This window comes from Aurantibacter sp. UH7 (assembly GCF_056839165.1).
This window is the reverse complement of the sequence record NZ_CM166388.1, coordinates 911,581-931,894: the sequence shown is the minus strand read 5'-3', so window position 1 is coordinate 931,894 and position 20,314 is coordinate 911,581. Positions and strand designations below refer to the sequence as shown.

Annotated in this window: 18 protein-coding genes; 1 reads left to right on the top strand and 17 read right to left on the bottom strand. The window is 33.3% G+C overall.

Going from position 1 to position 20,314, the window contains the following annotated elements:
- Positions 1 to 43: 43 nt before the first annotated feature.
- The 11 genes from UH7x_RS04030 to UH7x_RS03980 all read right to left on the bottom strand — a co-directional run bounded on the left by UH7x_RS04030 (position 44) and on the right by UH7x_RS03980 (position 12,964).
- Positions 44 to 526, bottom strand: a complete 483-nt coding sequence (locus UH7x_RS04030; RefSeq protein ID WP_482362438.1) for a hypothetical protein — start codon at positions 524 to 526, stop codon at positions 44 to 46.
- A gap of 193 nt (positions 527 to 719) precedes the next feature.
- Complete coding sequence (locus UH7x_RS04025) at positions 720 to 1,787, bottom strand: DUF6090 family protein (protein ID WP_482362437.1); 1,068 nt, start codon at positions 1,785 to 1,787, stop codon at positions 720 to 722.
- A gap of 268 nt (positions 1,788 to 2,055) precedes the next feature.
- Positions 2,056 to 2,490, bottom strand: a complete 435-nt coding sequence (locus UH7x_RS04020; protein ID WP_482362436.1) for a nuclear transport factor 2 family protein — start codon at positions 2,488 to 2,490, stop codon at positions 2,056 to 2,058.
- A 72-nt stretch (positions 2,491 to 2,562) separates the two neighbouring features.
- Entirely contained in the window at positions 2,563 to 3,672 is a 1,110-nt protein-coding gene (locus tag UH7x_RS04015) for an alpha/beta fold hydrolase (RefSeq protein ID WP_482362435.1), read from the bottom strand.
- Between the two features lie 357 nt (positions 3,673 to 4,029).
- Entirely contained in the window at positions 4,030 to 4,797 is a 768-nt protein-coding gene (locus UH7x_RS04010; protein WP_482362434.1) for a DUF6090 family protein, read from the bottom strand.
- Positions 4,798 to 5,071: 274 nt separating this feature from the next.
- Positions 5,072 to 5,560 carry a YybH family protein gene (locus UH7x_RS04005; protein WP_482362433.1) on the bottom strand — a complete coding sequence of 163 codons (489 nt, stop codon included), beginning with the start codon at positions 5,558 to 5,560 and terminating at the stop codon, positions 5,072 to 5,074.
- A gap of 155 nt (positions 5,561 to 5,715) precedes the next feature.
- Positions 5,716 to 6,543, bottom strand: a complete 828-nt coding sequence (locus UH7x_RS04000) for a glycoside hydrolase family 16 protein (protein WP_482362432.1) — start codon at positions 6,541 to 6,543, stop codon at positions 5,716 to 5,718.
- A gap of 102 nt (positions 6,544 to 6,645) precedes the next feature.
- Complete coding sequence (locus tag UH7x_RS03995; protein ID WP_482362431.1) at positions 6,646 to 8,523, bottom strand: serine hydrolase domain-containing protein; 1,878 nt, start codon at positions 8,521 to 8,523, stop codon at positions 6,646 to 6,648.
- 163 nt (positions 8,524 to 8,686) lie between these two features.
- Complete coding sequence (locus tag UH7x_RS03990) at positions 8,687 to 9,913, bottom strand: DUF418 domain-containing protein (protein WP_482362430.1); 1,227 nt, start codon at positions 9,911 to 9,913, stop codon at positions 8,687 to 8,689.
- Positions 9,914 to 10,244: 331 nt separating this feature from the next.
- A complete protein-coding gene (locus UH7x_RS03985) occupies positions 10,245 to 10,913 on the bottom strand; it encodes an RluA family pseudouridine synthase (RefSeq protein ID WP_482362429.1) in 669 nt (222 codons plus the stop codon).
- Positions 10,914 to 11,011: 98 nt separating this feature from the next.
- Positions 11,012 to 12,964: a YgiQ family radical SAM protein gene (locus tag UH7x_RS03980; protein ID WP_482362428.1), complete on the bottom strand. Its 1,953-nt coding sequence runs from the start codon at positions 12,962 to 12,964 to the stop codon at positions 11,012 to 11,014.
- A gap of 303 nt (positions 12,965 to 13,267) precedes the next feature.
- Between UH7x_RS03980 and UH7x_RS03975 the strand changes: the two genes are divergently transcribed.
- Positions 13,268 to 14,095 carry a sugar phosphate isomerase/epimerase family protein gene (locus tag UH7x_RS03975; RefSeq protein ID WP_482362427.1) on the top strand — a complete coding sequence of 276 codons (828 nt, stop codon included), beginning with the start codon at positions 13,268 to 13,270 and terminating at the stop codon, positions 14,093 to 14,095.
- Between the two features lie 275 nt (positions 14,096 to 14,370).
- On the opposite strand, the gene UH7x_RS03970 is transcribed toward UH7x_RS03975, so the two are convergent.
- The 6 genes from UH7x_RS03970 to UH7x_RS03945 all read right to left on the bottom strand — a co-directional run bounded on the left by UH7x_RS03970 (position 14,371) and on the right by UH7x_RS03945 (position 19,998).
- Positions 14,371 to 15,021: a peroxiredoxin-like family protein gene (locus UH7x_RS03970; RefSeq protein WP_482362426.1), complete on the bottom strand. Its 651-nt coding sequence runs from the start codon at positions 15,019 to 15,021 to the stop codon at positions 14,371 to 14,373.
- 277 nt (positions 15,022 to 15,298) lie between these two features.
- The gene (locus tag UH7x_RS03965; protein WP_482362425.1) at positions 15,299 to 16,594 is read right to left on the bottom strand and encodes an APC family permease; all 1,296 of its coding nucleotides are present in this window, start codon (positions 16,592 to 16,594) and stop codon (positions 15,299 to 15,301) included.
- A 379-nt stretch (positions 16,595 to 16,973) separates the two neighbouring features.
- Entirely contained in the window at positions 16,974 to 17,474 is a 501-nt protein-coding gene (locus tag UH7x_RS03960; RefSeq protein WP_482362424.1) for a hypothetical protein, read from the bottom strand.
- Positions 17,475 to 17,476: 2 nt separating this feature from the next.
- On the bottom strand, positions 17,477 to 18,388 hold the full coding sequence (locus tag UH7x_RS03955; RefSeq protein WP_482362423.1) for a helix-turn-helix domain-containing protein: 912 nt from the start codon (positions 18,386 to 18,388) through the stop codon (positions 17,477 to 17,479).
- A gap of 17 nt (positions 18,389 to 18,405) precedes the next feature.
- Complete coding sequence (locus UH7x_RS03950; RefSeq protein WP_482362422.1) at positions 18,406 to 19,014, bottom strand: SRPBCC family protein; 609 nt, start codon at positions 19,012 to 19,014, stop codon at positions 18,406 to 18,408.
- Positions 19,015 to 19,047: 33 nt separating this feature from the next.
- Complete coding sequence (locus UH7x_RS03945; protein WP_482362421.1) at positions 19,048 to 19,998, bottom strand: SDR family oxidoreductase; 951 nt, start codon at positions 19,996 to 19,998, stop codon at positions 19,048 to 19,050.
- Positions 19,999 to 20,314: the final 316 nt, after the last annotated feature.

The window sequence follows — 20,314 nt, the reverse complement described above, 5'->3', positions numbered from 1 at the left end:
GTCTTGTTTATGGTTGGTTGCGAGTTGTGCCCAACTAAAACACTTACTCTTTTTTTTCGAAACGCTTTCTTAAATTTTCTCCATATTCAATAAAAGCGCCATCGAAAAATTGTTTATTCGGACTTTTTAGCAAAGCTCCAAAACCAGGTGATAGTATCATGCCATCAACCAATGATTTTCTGGATTCCCAATTTTTTTTACTTAACATTTTGTTTTCGTTCTGCAAAAATAAATTCTCAACGTGCCGAATTTCCGCAGCAAATAAGTGAAAACCATGGTTATGTTCATCTTCCGATAAGGCATCTGGATTCGCTCTAAAAGTTGAAATTATTCTTGATGATTCTTTAGTAGCACCTAAACTTAAAAGTATATTAATATCTAAAGCAGCAATCTCATGAAACGTTGATGCTTGTGTTGCTTTTGTATTGGCCTTAATTTGTAATCCTACAAAAACCAAGGAAATAACCACAGCAATAGCAGATATGATTTCAGCAATTAAAGCATATTCTTCAAGTATTTCTTTCATAATTATCTTTTACATGGTTATTAATTAAAAATTCTTTAAGTGTTAATTTTGTTGCATTACGTTAGTGGAATCGGAACATATTCATCATTTAAAACAAATACTAATCAGAAAAAATACTGACGAAATTTTCCAAATAAGAACTAGCCAAGGCAATTAAATATACAGGGCTGAATTTTAATTTCTTTTAATTCGTTTAAAGTTTATTTAAGTGAGCTCTCAATCCATTTTTCATAACAATCAAAGATGTAATTTCATTCAAACTATCTCTTACAAACTCTCCTTTAAGGTAAATATCAGTCTGACCAAATATCTTATCTTTTGTTTCAAAATAGAAATGATCCATATCTTCAAGATCACCATTCATAACGCCTACTAGGTTATTGTCTTGTATCTGAATTTTATAGTTTAAATCTGGAATTGGACCATCGTACCCTTCAAACTTTACAACCTTAAAAGTACCCACATATTCATTTAGTTGTGCCGTTGTTAAATGAACTAAATTATGTGGTATAAAATCGGGAAGCGGTTCATTACTTTCTATAAGTGTGTTAATTTGTTTGTATGAATTAATTGCATTTTCTCTAAATATAGTAACATGATTTGTCAAGTTTATCCAGCCAGCATTTTGGTATAGAGCTACATCATTTTTATAGTAAGGGTCATTCAGGAAAAAATCAATCATCTCATCTTCTAATTGAGGCTGATCTAATCTGTAATACCAATCTTTACTTTTGGCTAACTCGTCCATCACTCTATCTGTAATCAAGTCCAATCGATTATCGAACTTGTCTATTTCGTATTTGTTATAAATATATATCTTGTGTAATGGTTCAATAACTGCTTTCAGTTTTTTTGAAACATTATCAACATTTTCTATGAGGTTGGTATATCCATTTGTATGAATTTTCATGTGGAAAGCGTCCATAATTGCAAATCTTAAAGCATTTCGATTATCGTTTTTATAATCATCATAGGTGAGTTTATCTGCTTTTACTAAGTTGATGATTGAATCTCTTGTTTTATAATAGGCAATTAGTTCGTCCGATATTTGAATATCTTGTCCTAAATCATTTTGTACTTCTTTTAAAATAGAAACAATTTTATTTTCGGATTTACGCTGTTCGTTTTTATTATTTATTTGAAGTGCGATAAGAATACCAATAATAACAAGCACAATTTCTCCAATTGCATAAAGTAGATATTTGCTAAATTTATTTTCAGAGAGTAGTCGTTGTCTTATGTTTCTGAAGAACTTAATCATGTTTAAGGGTTTTAAATATTTCGCAAGCGGCTATCTTCGCCAAAGGTCTGCTAGACCTTTGCTTTTGCTTTGCAAAATTTTGTTTCGATAATCTAAAGAATTTAATCATTGGTTGGTGGTTGATTTTAATGAAGCATAGAACGTAATAGAATAGTAATCGATTGCAAGACACTTTTTTGTATAGCTCCAAGAAACTTGATGCGGACTATATATGTTGCATGTACTACTGTCTGGGCTATTATTTTGTGCATTGTAGTCTACAGTAGTTTTATTTTCTAACAGTGGAATGCAAAAAATCCATTTTCCATTTGCCGTCAATTTTCTTAAACGTAGCACTTTCTATCCAGTCAAATTTTACCGTAGTTGTATCGTTGAATACAAAGGCACCATGATTAAAATAATGTATGTTTCCAGAATTATAATCCACATTAATTTTCAGATTATCAAACGTATATTCAGCAGTAAATTTTGGAAAATTATTTATCATTTTAAAAAGACTGTCGTTATTAAAAATTTTGCCATCTTCAAATAACTCAAAGTCAGTTGTGGTTAGGTCTCGCATTTTTTGAAAATCCTTTGTTTCAATTCCGTTAAAATATCCGACTAACACATTCTCTAATTGTTCTGGATGGTCTGTCTTATTTTCTTGACAAGAACTAAGTAGTAGAACTTGCGTTAGAATTAAAATTGATACGTATTTCATATGTTTTAGTTTAGCTTACTTCAGTCCCCTTAATTTATTGGTGTTTTACTTATACATTGTTTACGGTAGTCATTATTTTCCTAGTATTTCATTGCTATATATTGAACGATATTTTTCTGGATATTCAACCTGTACGCCGTGCGTTCCATTTTCAAATAAAAACCATTTTTTGGATGGTGCAATAATTGAGTCAAAGTACGCTTTTGCTACTGGTGTTTCGGTAAAATGGTCGTTGTCTCCTTGTAATATATAAACTGGTACTTTCAATTCGGGAATATCACGCATTAGATTCATATCGATAGCAGTAGGTTGTAAAATCTTAGCAGCAGGATAGTAGGATTCTGGACTGTTTATCATATCAGTAAATTTTTCGCTAAACGTTAATCCATTATCTAAAAACATACTTTTAATAAAATTAAAATCGGTTTCTAATTTTATGGGTGCATACTTCATTACAATTTGTCGTTCTATTTCAAAGGCTTCACCTACTGAGTTTTTTGAATTTTTCACATAAGGTGGCCTTCCAATTTGTTTTAATAGATTGACCGAAATGGTATCATTGTGCTTTTGCGATTCCGATAGTGCAAATTCGTAAGACAATTCTTCTGAAAGTGATAGATTCGCCATCAGACCACTACCAATATAGGCGTGGTATAATTCAGGTTGTTTTTGAACCATATAAGCAGCTACCGCTGTTCCCCACGATAAACCTTCGATGTAAATTTTGTCTTTGTTAAAAGTCTTTTTTAAGTGATTTGATAGTTCTAAACCATCATCTACGATTTGATTTAAGGTAATGGACGAATCAGGTATGCTGTCATTATAAGCTAGTCCGGAGCCTCTTTGATCCCAATAACAAACTGTAAATAAATCTTCTAAATCAATTCCTGTGAGTTTATAAATTATAGGTAAAATGGGTGCTCCTGGTCCGCCATGAACTATTAACAACACAGGATTGTTTTTGTCTTTTCCTCTAATGGTAATCCTTTGGGGTACTCCATTTATTGTCATATCCTCATGCATGGCAATACTATTCGGAAGCACATTACCCTTTTCATCTAAAAAAGGTTCTTCTTCTCCGGAACTATTGATTCTAATAATCAATAATACAACTAAAACAAAGCCAATAAGTGCTCCCAATAAAATCAGAAACCACTTACCTATTTTCTTTACTATTTTCATAAATTATTAATTGGTTGGTTGGTTGGTTTTTTTTAGTACCGACAACAGGGACTATGCCTACTATTTCGCAATAGCAATGCATAACGTAATTCTTACGTTTAGCTGTTTTGTTACTAATATGTTGGGGGAGTGTGCACTATAAATGCTACTGCAATATAAAACTATTTTTTGGAGAATCTAACGCCACGTGTAATTGACTTGTACCCACTTTTTTTATGCAAAAGCTACCTATTTCTGTTTGATTTTGAAACGCCTCCCGAGGCTTCGGAATATAAATTTGGCGGGATTTAAAAATATGCACAAGCTTTTAATTACGTACTATGTACACTATATGGTTATAGCATTGCAGTACCTTCATTATTTCGCTAGTTCTTGCTCGATTTCCTTAAGTATGGTTTCTATCTCCGTTTTTATACGACCAAATAATCGCGGTCCATTTGTAGCCTTAGCTAACAATTGATAACCCAATAGGTAATTTTCAAATTCAACAGATTCGAACATCTGCTTGTTATCCAGTTTTTCCGAAATCGACTCGTGTTCAAAATCCATAAATCCTATATCCATCACTATTTTTCGTATACTTCCCTTTTCATAAAGAATAGTACGCAATTTTTCATCTGTGAATTCTACTCCATTTAACTGCTTGTTTAATAAATCCAATGAACTATCAAAAGAGGCTAAGTTATGTCGTAAGCTTTTATTCAAAATGATATTGAGTTTACCTGAACTAATGATGTCATTTAAAACTCCTGTTGCCGGTATATAACTAATTTCACTGCCAACAATAGGAGCGAACTTTTGAGAAATTGTTTGACTACTGACGGTGTCAAGCACATTTTTATCAAATAAAGTCAATAGATAATCAAGAGATGCTATTCGTTGATTATTTTCTTCAATAGAGGCATCTATTTTCTTCAGGTTCGTTTCAAATTCTGTTTGTAGTGACAACAAATATTCTTGCTCTAGACTTCTTTGTTCGTTATAATTATTGCTGTTATTAATACTCAAAGCAATCAAAATTCCAATTACCACAAGCACAATTTCTCCAATGGCATAAAGTAGATATTGGCTAAATTTATTTTCTGAGAGTAGTCGTTGTCTTATTCGTCTGAAGAACTTAATCATGTTTAAGGATTTTAAATCTTCCGCAAGCGGCTATCGCTACCAATTGTCCACAGGACATTCGATTTTGCAATGCAAAATTTTGTTTCGAGAATCTAAAGAATTTTATCATTTGGTTGTTGGTTGGTTATAATGAAGCATAATGTTTATGTTTAAGAATAATTGCGGTTTTGTATGTGAGGATTTTACTAAGGAAAATCAGACGTAGTAAACATACAACGACCTTTGTTTTAAAACAACACCAACGATTTTTTATATATGGTGTTGCGTGTAATTTTTAATGATTTTGTAAAGTTTCAAAAACTATTTTCCAGGTATCATCTGTTTGTCGTTTCCAATTGACAATGTAAGTTCCAACATTTTTAATTGTATCTGAACTTTCTTTGTTAATGAATATCTCATTAAAAGTATTATAAGAAATAGCCATGTCCTCAGAAGGAATTATAGTTGGTCTTCCACGATGAAGAAGTTTTACATCATATTTCGCGTAAATCTCTTCCCATTGTGTTTTTAGAGAATCTTTTGTTAAATGCTGAATAGGTGAATCTGGATATATGGCTGTATAGTTGTCAGCATAAAATTCAATCCAATCGTAGTCAAATCTTTCATAAACTGAATAAAGACTATCCACTTGTTTTGTTATTAAGGTTGTCAGTTCTGAATCACTTGTTTTGGTTATAGGCTCAATTTTATTTTCATTTTTGCATCCTATTAGGAAGCTAAATAATAAAGTAATTAGTGTTAAATGTAGTTTTAAATGTTTCATATTGTCTAGTTTTAATTGTATACAATGCATATTGTATGATTACCTAAGGGGTTTCGATCAGTTTACCACCCAAAATTGAAGTGGGTGACAATGCTCGCTTACCTCAGAAACCCTTATGAATTTTACATATTGTTATGCCATTTTTAGTATAAAAATCATTGATACACTTTTATAAAATCAATAATCATTTGAACAGGTAAATCATCTTTATTGACCTCTCCAACCCATGATCCGCCAAGTTGTTGGTCTATTAAAACATAAAAGGGTTGGTCATATGGCCATTGTGAGGAATCAACTCCATCAACTCTTGGGTATACAAAAGTTTCTTCGCCATTCAAAGTAAACACTATTTTTTCTGGATTCCACTCCAAGCCATAAGTGTTAAATTCATCTACATTTACTTTTGTAGTTTTTTGATGTGGTGGATTATCATATTGTTTAAGGTCTAAAGTATAATAGGAGTGTGTTGTTTGGTAGACAATATCTTCAAAATTGATGTGTTCCATAATGTCAATTTCACCATTCTTTGGGTAATCACCATACTTTTTTTGTTCAGCTAACATCCATATGGCAGGCCAGGCACCTTGGGCAGACTCTAGCTTCGCATGTACCTCGATTTTGCCATATTGAAAAGCAAATTTTCTTTTAGTATAGATTCCTCCCGTTAAAAATGGTCTTGGGTCAGTCAAAGTATCTGGATTAACAATCCCTTTTAAGTATAGTTTTCCATCTGAAATCGCATAGCATTTTTGATTGGATGTCATGTGTTTTCCCCAGTCCGCTTTTTCTGGTGGAATATAGGTCCATTTGATTGTATCTAAAACAGAATCCGAAAAATTGTCTTGCCAAATTATTTGCCAATCCTTTTTCTCTCTACCATCTTTTTGTAAATAAATATGCGATTCAATAATTTTGGATGGTGTTTCTTTGCACCCTATTATTAAAATGGTTAAAAGTGATATTAGGTGATAGTGTTTTTTCATTTACCATATATTTAAATTTAGCGACTTCCTAAAAATGCCTGAACCTTTGTGTTAGCTAGTACTCGCGTTATTTTTCATAAGACACGTTGTTGGCAACAGTAATTATTTCCAAGTAGTTAAGCCAATGAATCCATTAATACCCAGATAAATTGTACTTAACATAAGGGCGAAAGTCATTAGTCCTAAGTATATATTAAATATTTTAGATTGAGATTCCTTCCATTTTTTAACATAAAAGTATAGTGCACCAATTGAAAATACCCCAAAACATAAAGTCAATAAAAAAATAAGCAATGAAAGCCACGATACCGAAAATATTGTTTCCATTTTTTCATAAAAATTCTCAATACCAGACGCTTCACCTGATGAAAATACAGTACCTACTATTACAATTACAACAACCGAAGTAATAGCAAGTAGACCCATTCGCAAAATTTTACTTGATATGAACTTTCGTTTTTTTACTTTGGCTATTATCCAGCGACCTATGGCTACAAATGGAATACTAAATAGTAATGTAATACAGGTAAAAAACAAAATCAGATTGAACCATATCTTAACTTTGGAAATTTTCTCCCAATTACCATCTGTTTCTCCTCTTTGGATAACCTCATTACCTAGCACATCTTTTCCTCTGTACAAAGACCATTTCTTGGTACTTGGACTGTGGAAATAAGGTCTTTCATTTCCATTTTGATATAATAGATACTTATGGTCATTAAATGCCTCATTAAGATGTAGTCCTTCTCCATCCTTGGAAATAGTGTAAAATTGGAAGAATTTTTCAAAAGGTCTTAAATATGCGTGTTCAGAATTGATAGTTCTATAATACCCTATCCAAGACTCATCTTGAAGGCGGTCATCAAGTTCAGGTTTCCATTCTTTTCTGTCGTATAAAATTTCATTTCTAACTAATTTAGTTACTTCTGAAACTATATCAAACTGGTCATTGGTCATTGCTAAGAAAACGCCTCTATCATAATCATTAATGATAAGAAAGTTAGTCCCAAACGTAGGTGCAGAGCCTCCGTGACTGAACATAGGAACACCTTTTATAGTATAATGAAATACGCCTTTTCCATATTCAGAATGGGAATGATCTCCAATAGGATTACTGGATAAGGTACTTTCAGAATATAGCATCCGCTGTATTGTTTTTGGCTTTACCAATTGTGTACTATCTACTTTACCATTGTTTAGGTAGAATTGTAAATAGTTTGCCATATCACCTGCAGTCGTAAAAATTCCAGAGGCTGGCATATCTACAACAGGCTTGTAAATAAGATTATTGTCACCCATATCTGTCGCAAGCTGTCCCTTAAGTCTTTCATCTGTTGTATTGAGTGTTGTTGAATACATTTCTAATGGTTCCAAAATGCGTTGGGTTATAAAATCTTCATAAGATAATCCTGATAACTTTTCTATGACATAGCCTGCAACGCTCGGGCCATCGTTTGTGTAAGAATAAAATTGACCTGGTGGATATCGAGAGACTCTAGAATCAGGAAAAGCTTGTAAAACTTCTAAAGTACTCTTACCATTTCTGTTGTAAAAAAACTGATGTAATTGGTCTTTGTCCCAACCTGTGGTATGTTCTAAAAGATGAATTATTCTTATTGGATATTCTTCTTCCCACTCATTTGTATATTCTACTTCTGGTACAATATCCTTCAACTTATCTTCCAACTTTAGCTTACCTTCTTCTAATAGCATCATAATGCCTAATGCAGTAAAACTTTTAGTAATCGAAGCTATATTAAAATACGTTTCATTGGTAATGGGTAAGTCATTTCCATTTTTAGTACCAAATGCAGTTTGATGTAGAATACTGTCTTTAGAAACGACGACCATTTGAAACCCATCAACATTGTTTTGTTTCAATATTGAATCAATTTTTGGTTCTAGTAATTCAAACTTATTTTTTTGAGCTTGAGTTGCCGTTGAAATCAGTATGAGAATTAAAATGGTTAGTTTTTTCATTGTTTTGGTTTATTGTTGCCAACAATTGGCTATACGTACTACTATGTTTATTTTGTGATATCATGCGATATACAAAAAAGTTGAAGTGGGCTAAAATCCGTTAATTTATTACTATTTCGGCTATTGTTTTTATACATTGTTACCATGCGCTAATTTCATTTGTTTAGTTATTTTGATAACGGATATTTATTCTTTTTTTGTAAGTCAAGCTACGCCAGATCCATTCCAAGGGTCCAAATTTGAAATGTCTTAACCAGATATTGCTAAGAATAATTTGCGATACTAAAATAAGAATCGCAATACCTGATGTATGTAATAAACCGATTTTACCAATCAGATTAAATCCAAAATTGTAAAAAATAATAATCATGATAATAGTCTGAAACAAGTAATTGCTCAGCGCCATTCTTCCCATAGGAATTAAATATCTAAATGCTCTTCTACCTATCGAAGTTTGAACAATTTTAAATATGGAAGTTATATAGAAAATGCACATAAATATCTGGCCGGCTAATACTAAAAACTTAAAAAGTATATTTAATAGCGTTGGTGGGAACATATAGGAACTTCCACCAATTATTTTCGCTGAAAAAGTAGCCAGAAGACCTACTGTTAAACTGGTTATTAATAATAAGGTTGATTTTGATTTTTTTGTAAAAAAATCTATTGAGGCTAAATAGTAGCCAAGAAGAAAAATCCCAAGAAACTTAAAATAACCCCCTGATGGAATATAACCTAAGTATTTCCATACAAGATTATGAATGTTTAAAAAGAATATGTCAGCAATTGAACCATTCTGGAATGTACTTATAACTGCTTCAACTGTCATGTCGGGATAATGAACGTGTGCAATGGCAGTCGTTTTTTCAGGACTAGCAGAACTCAAAGCCTCAGAAAATGGCAAGAGAGATAAATCGATTAAAAGTGGAAATAGCAGGAAAAATAGCGACCAGCGAATAAGATTCTTTGACTTGACATTCCGGAATAAAATGAGGATAAAACCAAATATCGAATAGGCAAGTAAAATGTCTCCAAACCAAATTAAACTGTGTAAAAGTCCTATCAATAACAAAAAAAACAGCCTTCTTCGATATGTTTTTAAAAAATTAATAGAATCTTCTTTGTTCTTTTCATATTGAATATAGAACCCAACAGCAAAAAGAATGGAGAAGAGGGTGTAAAACTTTCCTGTGACTATGATTCCTAAAAACGAATAAAATTTTTCATCTAACTGAAAGTTAGTTATTTGTTCTAGGTCATCAAAGGGCATAAAAACGTATCCGCTAAAAAATGCCATGTTCATGAAAATGATTCCAAGTAAAGCGAAACCTCTTAGGATGTCTAGAATTTCAATTCTTTGTTTCGGTTCTATTGGCTGATTAGATGTCATTAGTTCAATATTTTATTTGAAAGAGAAATTATATTCTTAGCATAAATTTTAATAAAGTGGTTTTGACTTATGCATGGTACCAATTGGCTATTCGTACTAGTATGTTTATTAGGTGATATCATACGATATACAAACAAGTTGCTTTATCCGTGTTTAATAAATGATGCTAAATTTTAGGGGGAGTATACGCTATGTACGTTACTGCAATATAAAACTTTTTTAAAAGTTAATCTAGCGCTGCGAGAAGCTTTTTAAATACTTGAAAATCTTACGAATTGCTACTACAGGCTAATTAGTAAAGCTACTTTAAAAGTATAAATATTGGAGGTGTCTATATTGACTGAAATGTCCAAATTTCGTTTTGAGGTAAAGTTGCTTCGAAAGTTTGCGTTTCTTTAGAGTCAGTGATTTCGTACGTTAACTTCCATGCGTGCAAGCAAATAGAAAGCGGTTTATATTCTTGATCGGAACCATATTTTTTATCGCCAATAATAGGAAGACCAATATGCGATAATTGCGCTCGTATTTGATGAAAACGTCCCGTTTTTGGTTTAACTGCTAAAAGGTATCCAAATTTGTTTTCGTCAATTACCTCATACGAGAGCATACAGTGTTGCGTGTTTTTGGATTTTGATTCAACGATATCCGCTCTTTTCTCTTTGTTATTTTTCACGAGAAAATTTACCAAATTTCCTTTATTCTTTGCAGGCTTATTTTTAACAACGGCTAAATATGTTTTTTGAACTTTACGACTGCTAAATAGCGTATTAAAGGCAACAAGAATACTTTTTTTCTTGGCAAGAATTAGAACCCCGCTAGTTACACGATCTAAGCGGTGTATGATACCTATATAAGGCTTTCGTTTACTTTTTAAAAGGTGATTTAAAACTTGAGTCTCTACGGTAAGGTCTTCGTAAATACTTTTTTCACTTATTAGGCCAGCAGCTTTGTTTACAACAATAAAATCGTTGTTTTCATGTATTACTTCAAGCTTTGGCATTTATACGTTTCTTTCTTCAAATTTATAAATGGTAGTACTCTAAACAAGATTTTAAAATGCGAATAATTCGCTATTAAAAATAAAGTTTAAAAGATACATTAGCGCCGTTTCTTTTTAGCCTTATGTTTTCTTTTTCTGCGAGAGTGACTTGCAGGTATGGCATCATCAAACGTATTTTTTACAGCTACAGGCTTAACGCTTTTCCAAGTTTTATTTTCTTTTTCAGGCACCAAAACATCAACCAAATCTTTTCTACCCAATTTATTTAAGGTATTTCTAATCCAATCTTTATTGTTCTTTTTATACCAAAAGAAAAAACGATGCTGTTCATCTTTTTCTTTTTTAGATTTTGGTGTTTTTGTTGGCTTTAAAGTATACGGATGATACCCACTATAATAAATAACCGTAGCCACCGTCATTGGAGTAGGAGTGAAGCCTTGTACTTGCTCTAACTGAAAGCCCATGTCCTTGGTTTCAGCCGCTAGATTTGCCATATCTTCTACTTCACAAGCAGGATGATTTGAAATAAAATAAGGAATGAGCTGAAGTTTTAAATTCTTCTTGATATTAATTTTATCGAAGCGCTCTTTAAACTTATGAAAATATTCAAAAGACGGTTTACGCATCAATTTTAAAACAGGGTCAGAGGTGTGTTCCGGTGCAACTTTTAATCGCCCAGAAATATGCTTGGTCATTACCTCTTCTGTGTAATCATCCAATTCTTTTGGGTCCGCGTTTTTATTGAATTCTGGCACCAACATATCATGGCGAATACCACTGCCAATAAAAGATTTTTTTATTTTCGGATGTTTGTCTACAGCCTGGTATAACTCGGTTAACGGTTTATGAGAGGTATCCAAATTACTGCATATTACAGGTGAAATACAGGAAGGTGCAACACATTTATCACAAATGGATTGAACTTTCCCTTTCATCTGGTACATATTGGCCGATGGACCTCCAATATCTGAAAGGTAACCTTTAAAATCGGGCATATTAGCCACCTTGTCAACTTCTCTTAATACCGATTCTTTACTTCGGCTCGCAATGAATTTTCCTTGGTGCGCAGAAATGGTACAGAAACTACAACCGCCAAAACAACCCCTATGAATGTTAATAGAAGTTTTAATCATCTCATACGCCGGTATCGGTCCGCGCTTGTTATATTTTGGATGCGGTAAACGGGTGTACGGTAAATCAAAAGAAGCATCAATCTCCTTCTCTGTCATGGTAGGGTATGGTGGATTAATCACCAATGTTTGCTCTTTTACCCCTTGAAAAATTCGTCTTGCTTTAAGTTTATTAGATTCTTGCTCTATGACTTTAAAGTTAGAAGCAAACTTCTTTTTGTCCTTTAAACAGACCTCATGCGATACAATTTCGACATCTTCCCAATTTTTGTTCTTTGGAATAGCCTCATCTTTATGTACTAGAAACGCAGTTTGTTTTATAGTTCTTAAACTTGAAAAAGGCACTCCCTTTTGCAATAGCTTAACAACTTCTCGCAAGGGCTGTTCTCCCATGCCATAAACCAACATATCTGCCTTTGAAGTTTCTAAAATAGTGGGCAATAGTTTATCACTCCAATAGTCGTAATGCGTTACCCGACGTAACGAAGCTTCAATGCCACCTATTAAAACAGGAACATCTGGAAATTTATCTTTTAAAATCTTGGAATATACTGATGTAGCATAATCTGGTCGAAAACCCTTATCACCATTGGGTGTATAGGCATCCTTATCTCTACGTTTTTTACTGGCCGTATAATTACTCACCATCGGATCCATACAACCACCAGTAACTCCGAAAAATAATTTTGGTGTTCCTAATTTTGTAAAATCCTGTAAATCATCGGTAACACTTGGTTGTGGAACAATGGCCACTTTTAAACCATAACTTTCTAAAATACGACCAATAACCGCAGGGCCAAAGGAAGGATGATCCACATAAGCGTCGCCGCTAAATAGAATAACATCTAGCTCTTCCCAACCTCGAATTTTTACTTCTTTGTTCGTTGTTGGCAACCAATCTGAAAGTTTGTTAATCTGCATATGGCTGCAAAGGTAAGGCTAAATTCGTTTGGCTACCCTACGCTAACGTCCATCTACACACTAGTTTGGCTTAATTACAGCCTAGAAATAAACTTGCTACGAAGACTTTTAGTGAATTGGGTGATTATGAAGGTAATTTACCTTTCAGGATGGGTTCACATTTCATTTTAGTAAAGGAAACACAACGAATAGGCAACGACGTGTTTTTAATACTTTATTTTCGCTCCTAAAGAAATGATAGCATTAGAGTGAAAACTGGGTGTGGATTATACTGGTGATAGAAAAGTAAGAGACAAATAAAATATGGAAGTTAAATTTATTTATCCACGTTGGGGTACTGCAGACAATGCATTTCCAGTATTTTTAGATGTGGTGAAACAGCATGGTTATCAAGGAGTGGAAATTGATTTGCCATTGGGTGAACAAAAGAAGAAAATTACATCTGTACTTAAAGATTTTGAATTAGATTTTGTTGGTCAACATTGGGAAACTAAAGAAGTAGATTTTAAGAAGCATAGGGAAAAATATAAGCGATACCTCTATAACTTAGCGGAAGCAGAACCATTATTTATCAATTCGCATACTGGAATGGACTTCTTTTCCTTTAGTCAAAATGCAGAATTAATTGAATTGGCTCTTTCAATAGAACAGGAAACCGGTATTGTAATTACACATGAAACACATCGCTCTAGGTTTTCTTATGCTGCTCACATTTGTTTCCGTTTTTTAAAAGAGTTTCCTGAATTGAAATTAACCTCAGATTTTTCTCATTGGTGTTGTGTAGCAGAATCAATGTTAGAGAATCAGCAAGAAGCAACAGCGTTGGCTATAAAACATACGTATCATATCCATGCCAGAGTAGGCTCTGCGCAAAGTCCGCAAGTGATAGACCCTAGAAGTAATATTTATGCTCCGGAATTAGCCCAATTTAAAAAATGGTGGATTGCCATGCTTAAAAATGCGCAAAACCAGCAACGTTCTTTTATTACCATTGCACCTGAATATGGCCCATTTCCATACGCGTTATTACACCCAAAAACGAACGAGTTATTAGCAGAACAAATGGATATTAATCAATTTATTAAAAGGGAGCTAGTGAAAGATTGGGATGAAATATCCTCAAAGCAATGATGTAATTTATTGCTATTCAAATAGGTAACAATAATTAGTTGTTTTTTTTGTATCTTATACATATGGATGTATCCTATGAGGTTGTATATATAATGGTTCCAGTTATTCTACTAGCAGCGGCAGTGGCTTTCGTTAGTTACTTTACTAAAAGTAGCAGGAATTTCAGAAGCAGTAGAAATAGAAGAGCTAGGAAACAGTTTTAAACTGTTACAAGTTACTTTTTATAACGAGTGACTTATTACTTGATTGAATATGGTTGTTTATAAAAAACTGGTTTAGACTAGTCTTTTTAAGGCTTCAATAATTTCATCAGGTTCCGAACGTGTTCTATAATCAACATTAACATAGTTCCATTTAACCACACCGTCACTACCTACTATAAAAGTTGCTGGAATTGGTAATATACTCCCATTGCCATTATTTATTTTTTCTAAATCTAGTTCGCGATCTACACGCATATGCTCCAGTAAAAACTCCGGAACTTCCCAAGCAACACCATACGCTGAAGCTACTTTTGCATCTTGGTCAGATAAAACCGTAAACTCCATTTCACTTATTTCACTCTTTGTCAAAGACCCGTCGGGTACTTGCGGACTTATTGCAACCAATGTAGCTCCTAGTGCATGAATATCAGGTAATCTTGCTTGTAATGCTCTAAGTTGTAAGTTACAATACGGACACCAATCTCCGCGATAAAATGTAATAACAACGGGTCCGTTATCTAGTAAGGCCGCTAAAGATGTCGATTTTCCTACTGCATTTGGTAGTGCAAAATTTGGCGCTTTTTGGCCAATTTTAATAGCATTTTTTCCCTGTTCAAATGCTTTAGCCTGGGCAATGATATCATCAACACCTTTCATGAAGTCCGGTTTAGCTTTTCGACCGGCTGCAATTTTAGCATCTGTTTGTTCCCTTAAGTTTTTCATTTTTCTTTTTATTTAAAGCTAAATTTCAGCGTATCGAATTACCAAAATTAAATTTCTGATGAATTAGCTAGCATGCAATATTTTTGGCGAAGTTCTGAATTATTCGGCCGTAAATCTGATAAAATATTAATAATTATTTCATAATTGTTTTAATATTTTATTTTCCTTTTTTAAATCATTGAAGGTAAATTTTGTTGAATATCTGTGAAGAAATCTAGCAACGTGTATAGGGTAGGTTAAAATAAAACACTGGTTTTATATGGGCTGCAAGACAAGGTTATTTTTTATTCAGCTTAGTTTTAAAAAAATATATGAATGTCAAAATAACTACAGCTATTAAAATTACTGCAAATTCATTTCGAGCAAGCTTAGATAATACATAAAGAATAGTTAAGCTCGACAATACTGGAATTATATAACCACCTGGAATTTTAAATTCATTACCAGAGCCAATATTTAGTTTCCTCAATTTAAGTACAGATAAAGACACTCCTAAATAAATCAATAAAATTGTTGCACTAGAAATAACTGCTAATTGTTTAAAGCCACCAAACGAGGCAAACAAAAAGCCAACAGTTGTATAACAAATAATAGCAATGTAGGGTGTACTAAATTTTGGATGAATTTTAGTTAGCGATTTAATCGGTAGCAAATTGTCTTTGGATACGCGAAATAATATTCTTGGCATACTCAATATAGAACTACTTAAATAGCCCAGCATAGAAACGGCTGCAGCTAAGGTCATTGCCGTAAACCCAACAGAGCCAAAGACTTGATTTGCAACTGCTCCTAATGGATTTTCTTTAAATGTAGCCAATAAACTTCCAAGCACTCCCTGGGATACAGTTTGTATTAGAATATAAATAATTAGTATTATACTAATACTTAAGAAAATTCCTTTCGGAATAGTTCTTTTAGGGTTTTTGACTTCACCGCTAATACATAAACCAGATTCGGCTCCTTGAAAGGCAAAAAATAGAATTAATGAAATTTCAGCGATATCACTAAGTGGTGCTATAGTTTCAATGGTAAGATTGTCTAAAGAGATGTGACCCCAAGAAAATAAAATGAGCAACAGCAAAGGAACTAATTTTGTAATCGTAATAAGCTTAACCACCTTCACTCCGTTCTTAACACCTTTTATGTTGACGAGACCAAAGCCTGCGAATAGGAAAAGAAATGTACCTATTTTTACAAAGTGTACTTTGAATACTGGTACAATAGAGCCAATTATATCAACGATAGCATTGGCTACTGCGGCATCTGCTGAAATAGTTGCCAAGATAAAAAGTACTGAAGTGAGAAAACCCAAGTATGGACCAAACGCTGTTTTAATGTAACTATAAGCACCTCCAGAATCGGATATTCTACTACCAGCTTCTGCGAAACAGAGCATAACAAGAGCGATAAGAATTCCACAAAGTAAATAAGCGAAAATACTTGAAGTGCCTAGTCCGGCGGCAATAATTGCGGGTAGAACAAATATTCCAGAACCAACCACCATATTAATAATATTAGTGCTGAATCCAAAAACTCCAATTACCCTTTTTAATTTTTCTTTATTCTCCTCCATTCAATTTTTAAGAGTAATTATATCTACCGTAGCGATATAAGAACAAGTCATTATATTTTGTAGAAACGAAGCATATGACACCGAGTACGCATACTTGTTTATGAAATAAAATTCGCTAAAGTTTAGGGGGAGTTTGTTTTAAAGGGGTCTACTGCAATATAAATCTTTTTTTAAAAAAAATTCAGTCAGATTTAACAATTGTTTTTTGCTCTGAATTTATTTTGTTTAAAACTACTATGGGGCGTAAAGGATGTAAATTTCGCGACTTCACAAATACTCCTAGATCATAATGCTAATCTCTTTTGCACTACTTGTTATCGGCAATGTTGCGTGTGGTAAGTATTAAGGTTCACTTTATGCAACACCAGTCGCTTTCTGTTTATTGATTCTCTATTTTCAATTGCTCTTTATAGGCTTCAATTCTTGCGTGTGCAGTACCATCTATTAATAAAATAACTATCATCATAGCAATAGTGGTAATGCTAATTGCTCGCCAAGTAGGACTATCTACAAAAATGATTAGCAAAGCAGCTACAATTATTATAATCGGAATAGCCTTGAAAACTATTGTTTTGTATTCCTTTAATGTACTATCTGCACGTACAATTTCTGATGCTACAAATGCAGATGCATCTGTATTGTAAGCATTTTCAAATTCTGATATTCTAGATTTATTAGTGAAAAATAATCCAAGACCAATAATCAAAAGTAAAACCCCAGCGACTGCGGTAGGAATAATATATGCTCTTGCTATTTCTGTTTTTCCTAACTGCCAAAACCCAAAACTTGCTGCCACAAAAACAAGTCCGAAGAGAATGAAAAATGGCGTTGAAAAAAGTTCGGCTTTTGCCCAATCGGTTGCTGCTTTTAATATATCCATAATTAATTCATTTTATATAACGCTCTGAATTCTGTTGGGCTAATGCCTTCTTTCTTTTTGAATAATCTTGAAAAATATTGTGGGTATTCAAATCCCAATTCGTAAGCTACTTCTGAAATACTTTTATTTGGTTTCAATAAAATATTCTTGGCTTCATCAATCAAATATAATTGTAAGTGTTCGGTTGTGGTTTTGCCGGTTTCACTTTTAAGTGTGTCGCTAAGGTAGCGCTGCGAAACAGACATTTTGTTTGCTATTTTCTCTAAGCTTGGAATTCCTTGTTCGTGTAATTGTCCCGATTCAAAATAATCGTTTAATTGTTGGTTAAATTGTACTAACAAATCATTCGATAATTCTTTTCGATTTAAAAATTGCCTTTCGTAAAATCTATTGGCATATTTTAAAAGCGTGCTTAATTGAGATATGATAATATCTTTACTAAATTCATCTTGGTTGTTCTGATATTCTATTTCAATATTTTCAACTATAGATTCTATTTGTTTTTCTTCTTTAGGTGAAAGATGAACAGCTTCATTTACCGAATAGGAAAAGAAACCATATTTCTTTATTTGGAGAGCTAATTCTGTGCCTTTTAGAAAATCTTCGTGGAAGTTTATTGAAAATCCTTTTTGCTCAAAAACCACCCTATTGTCCCATTGCAAAACCTGTCTTGGCGCAATGAATATTAATGCACCATTGGTAAAATCATATTTTGTTCGCCCATAGTTTAAGTCTCCTTTTACAAATTTCTTTAAGCTAATAGAATAGCAATCATTGGTAATGGGCGGTGAACTTTCTCTCGGACATGGAAGATAACCATCTCCACTCGCAGTAAACACACTTAACATAGGATGCTCTGGACGAGGAAGCTCTAAATATTCTATATACGATGATAATGTTTTAAAATGTTGCATATTACTTCCCTAAGGTTTTATGATTGATTTCTTGAACCTAATTTACTAACAATTTTTGCTGGCCCTTCTGGAAACCAAGTTTTTATTAGAAATTTTGGAACAGATACTACCGGAATATAGTTTGCATTATAGGTTATTTTTGTTGTTGAATTATCAATTTTTTCAAATTCATAAATGACCTTGTAGCTTGACATTCTTTTAACCTTTGATTTTTTATAATTATTTGAAATTGCAGTCGCAGTAAAAATAAGTTTATTGTCTGTTTTAGTTCGGTTAATTTTTAGTACTACATCACTATTAGCGAGCGGCCAGGGAGCATCAAAAAAATAGTACGCCAACCACTCATTAGCTGATATTTTTTTTATTTCCTCGGTTTCTGTGCCGTCTAAAAATTTATTGTGATTCCCTGTATTAGAAAAATAGCTATTTAATTCATCTAATGAAACATTTGCTGTTGTTTGAGCAATGTAATAAAAATGTAATTTTTTATTTTCCTTTACTAACTCATACTTTACTGTAGACTTGCCATCTTTAGATGATTTAACTGTCCAATTTCTGTCTTGAGAAAAAGCTCCATATGAAATTAAAATAAATGCGATTATACAGCTGTTTTTTATAATTTTCATTTCGTATGGATTCTAATTGTTAGATTGAAGCGTTCAAAAATTCCATTTAAAGCCTGTTGCTTCTTCCGATACATTCCAAAGCTTAGCAGCCACAACCTTATCTTTAGCGTGTGGTTCTAATTTATGCGCTCCAACAGGCCCTGTCCAATTATTTCTACCTGTCGGTCCATAAAAGCCGCTTTCATCAAGATCTGGTTCTGTTGCACACATTAATTGCGGATAAGCACCTTTTTCTGCAGATTGAACCATTGGTGATAGTTTCATTAGTTGCCAAACAAAGCGTGTCATTAAACTACCGCTGGTTTTGATCAAAGATGTTCTGGAAGCACCTGGGTGGCAAGCATATACTTTTACATCAGTTTTACCAGCTTCTTTCAATCGGTCTTGTAATTCATAAACCGACATAATTTGTGCTAATTTACTTTGGCTATAAACTCCATTAGGATTGTAGTTTTTATCCCAATTCATATCGTCAAACTGTATGGTTTTAATCCCTAAATTATACCCCATACTACCTACAACAACTATTCGTCCTTTCGATTTTTCAATAAGAGGATAAAGCAACCCTTGTAGTAAAAAGTTGCCATAGTGGTTTACACCCAACTGACTTTCAAACCCATCAACGGTATGGGTTTGCTTTGGAACTTGTGCAATTGCAGCGTTACATATCAGTGCGTCTATTTGAGGAACCGACTTAAGAACTTCTGCTGCAGCTTTTTTCACAGATGCTTGTTCTGCCAAGTCCATTTGTATGTTAGAAACATTTATATGGCTCCCAAGCTCTTGTTTCAAAGTAGCAATAGTATCCGCTGATTTTTTTGCGTTACGATTAAGCATTACCACTTTAGCTCCCTTTGAAAGCAAAATTTTAGCTGCTTCAAATCCTGTGCCGCTGGTAGTACCTGTAATGACATAAGTTTTGCCATTTAAATCTCCGATGCTATCAGGTGTCCACCCTTTTTTGCCAAATTGATTAGTTTTCATATTTGCCTATTATTTCTAATTAATAAGGCAAAGTTCGGATGGAAGTAGGCTTAACTTCTTATACAGATTTTCGAATGTTGTATACTTTTTCGTTTTAGTGGTATAATTACACACAACGTGTTTGTGTAAGAATAGTTGCGGGGCGGAAATCCAGCGGATTTCCTGTCTCGCGCTAAGCAAAATCTTTTGGTTTTGTTTTTTCTTTTTTATTTAATGCCAAATCCAAAAGATTTGGCGGTGATAGTCGATATTCCGGGTTTATAACTTAAGCAGCCAAGCCCGTATTGTTTATAGGTTTTGTTGTAAGTAGTGCTTT

Coding starts and splice junctions, on each gene's coding strand:
- UH7x_RS03955 (WP_482362423.1), bottom strand. CDS start 18,388: ATGCAACATTTTAAAACATTATCATCGTATATAGAATATTTAGAGCTT.
- UH7x_RS04010 (WP_482362434.1), bottom strand. CDS start 4,797: ATGATTAAGTTCTTCAGACGAATAAGACAACGACTACTCTCAGAAAAT.
- UH7x_RS03960 (WP_482362424.1), bottom strand. CDS start 17,474: ATGGATATATTAAAAGCAGCAACCGATTGGGCAAAAGCCGAACTTTTT.
- UH7x_RS04015 (WP_482362435.1), bottom strand. CDS start 3,672: ATGAAAATAGTAAAGAAAATAGGTAAGTGGTTTCTGATTTTATTGGGA.
- UH7x_RS04005 (WP_482362433.1), bottom strand. CDS start 5,560: ATGAAACATTTAAAACTACATTTAACACTAATTACTTTATTATTTAGC.
- UH7x_RS03965 (WP_482362425.1), bottom strand. CDS start 16,594: ATGGAGGAGAATAAAGAAAAATTAAAAAGGGTAATTGGAGTTTTTGGA.
- UH7x_RS04025 (WP_482362437.1), bottom strand. CDS start 1,787: ATGATTAAGTTCTTCAGAAACATAAGACAACGACTACTCTCTGAAAAT.
- UH7x_RS03970 (WP_482362426.1), bottom strand. CDS start 15,021: ATGAAAAACTTAAGGGAACAAACAGATGCTAAAATTGCAGCCGGTCGA.
- UH7x_RS03950 (WP_482362422.1), bottom strand. CDS start 19,014: ATGAAAATTATAAAAAACAGCTGTATAATCGCATTTATTTTAATTTCA.
- UH7x_RS03980 (WP_482362428.1), bottom strand. CDS start 12,964: ATGCAGATTAACAAACTTTCAGATTGGTTGCCAACAACGAACAAAGAA.
- UH7x_RS04030 (WP_482362438.1), bottom strand. CDS start 526: ATGAAAGAAATACTTGAAGAATATGCTTTAATTGCTGAAATCATATCT.
- UH7x_RS04000 (WP_482362432.1), bottom strand. CDS start 6,543: ATGAAAAAACACTATCACCTAATATCACTTTTAACCATTTTAATAATA.
- UH7x_RS03990 (WP_482362430.1), bottom strand. CDS start 9,913: ATGACATCTAATCAGCCAATAGAACCGAAACAAAGAATTGAAATTCTA.
- UH7x_RS03975 (WP_482362427.1), top strand. CDS start 13,268: ATGGAAGTTAAATTTATTTATCCACGTTGGGGTACTGCAGACAATGCA.
- UH7x_RS04020 (WP_482362436.1), bottom strand. CDS start 2,490: ATGAAATACGTATCAATTTTAATTCTAACGCAAGTTCTACTACTTAGT.
- UH7x_RS03995 (WP_482362431.1), bottom strand. CDS start 8,523: ATGAAAAAACTAACCATTTTAATTCTCATACTGATTTCAACGGCAACT.
- UH7x_RS03985 (WP_482362429.1), bottom strand. CDS start 10,913: ATGCCAAAGCTTGAAGTAATACATGAAAACAACGATTTTATTGTTGTA.
- UH7x_RS03945 (WP_482362421.1), bottom strand. CDS start 19,998: ATGAAAACTAATCAATTTGGCAAAAAAGGGTGGACACCTGATAGCATC.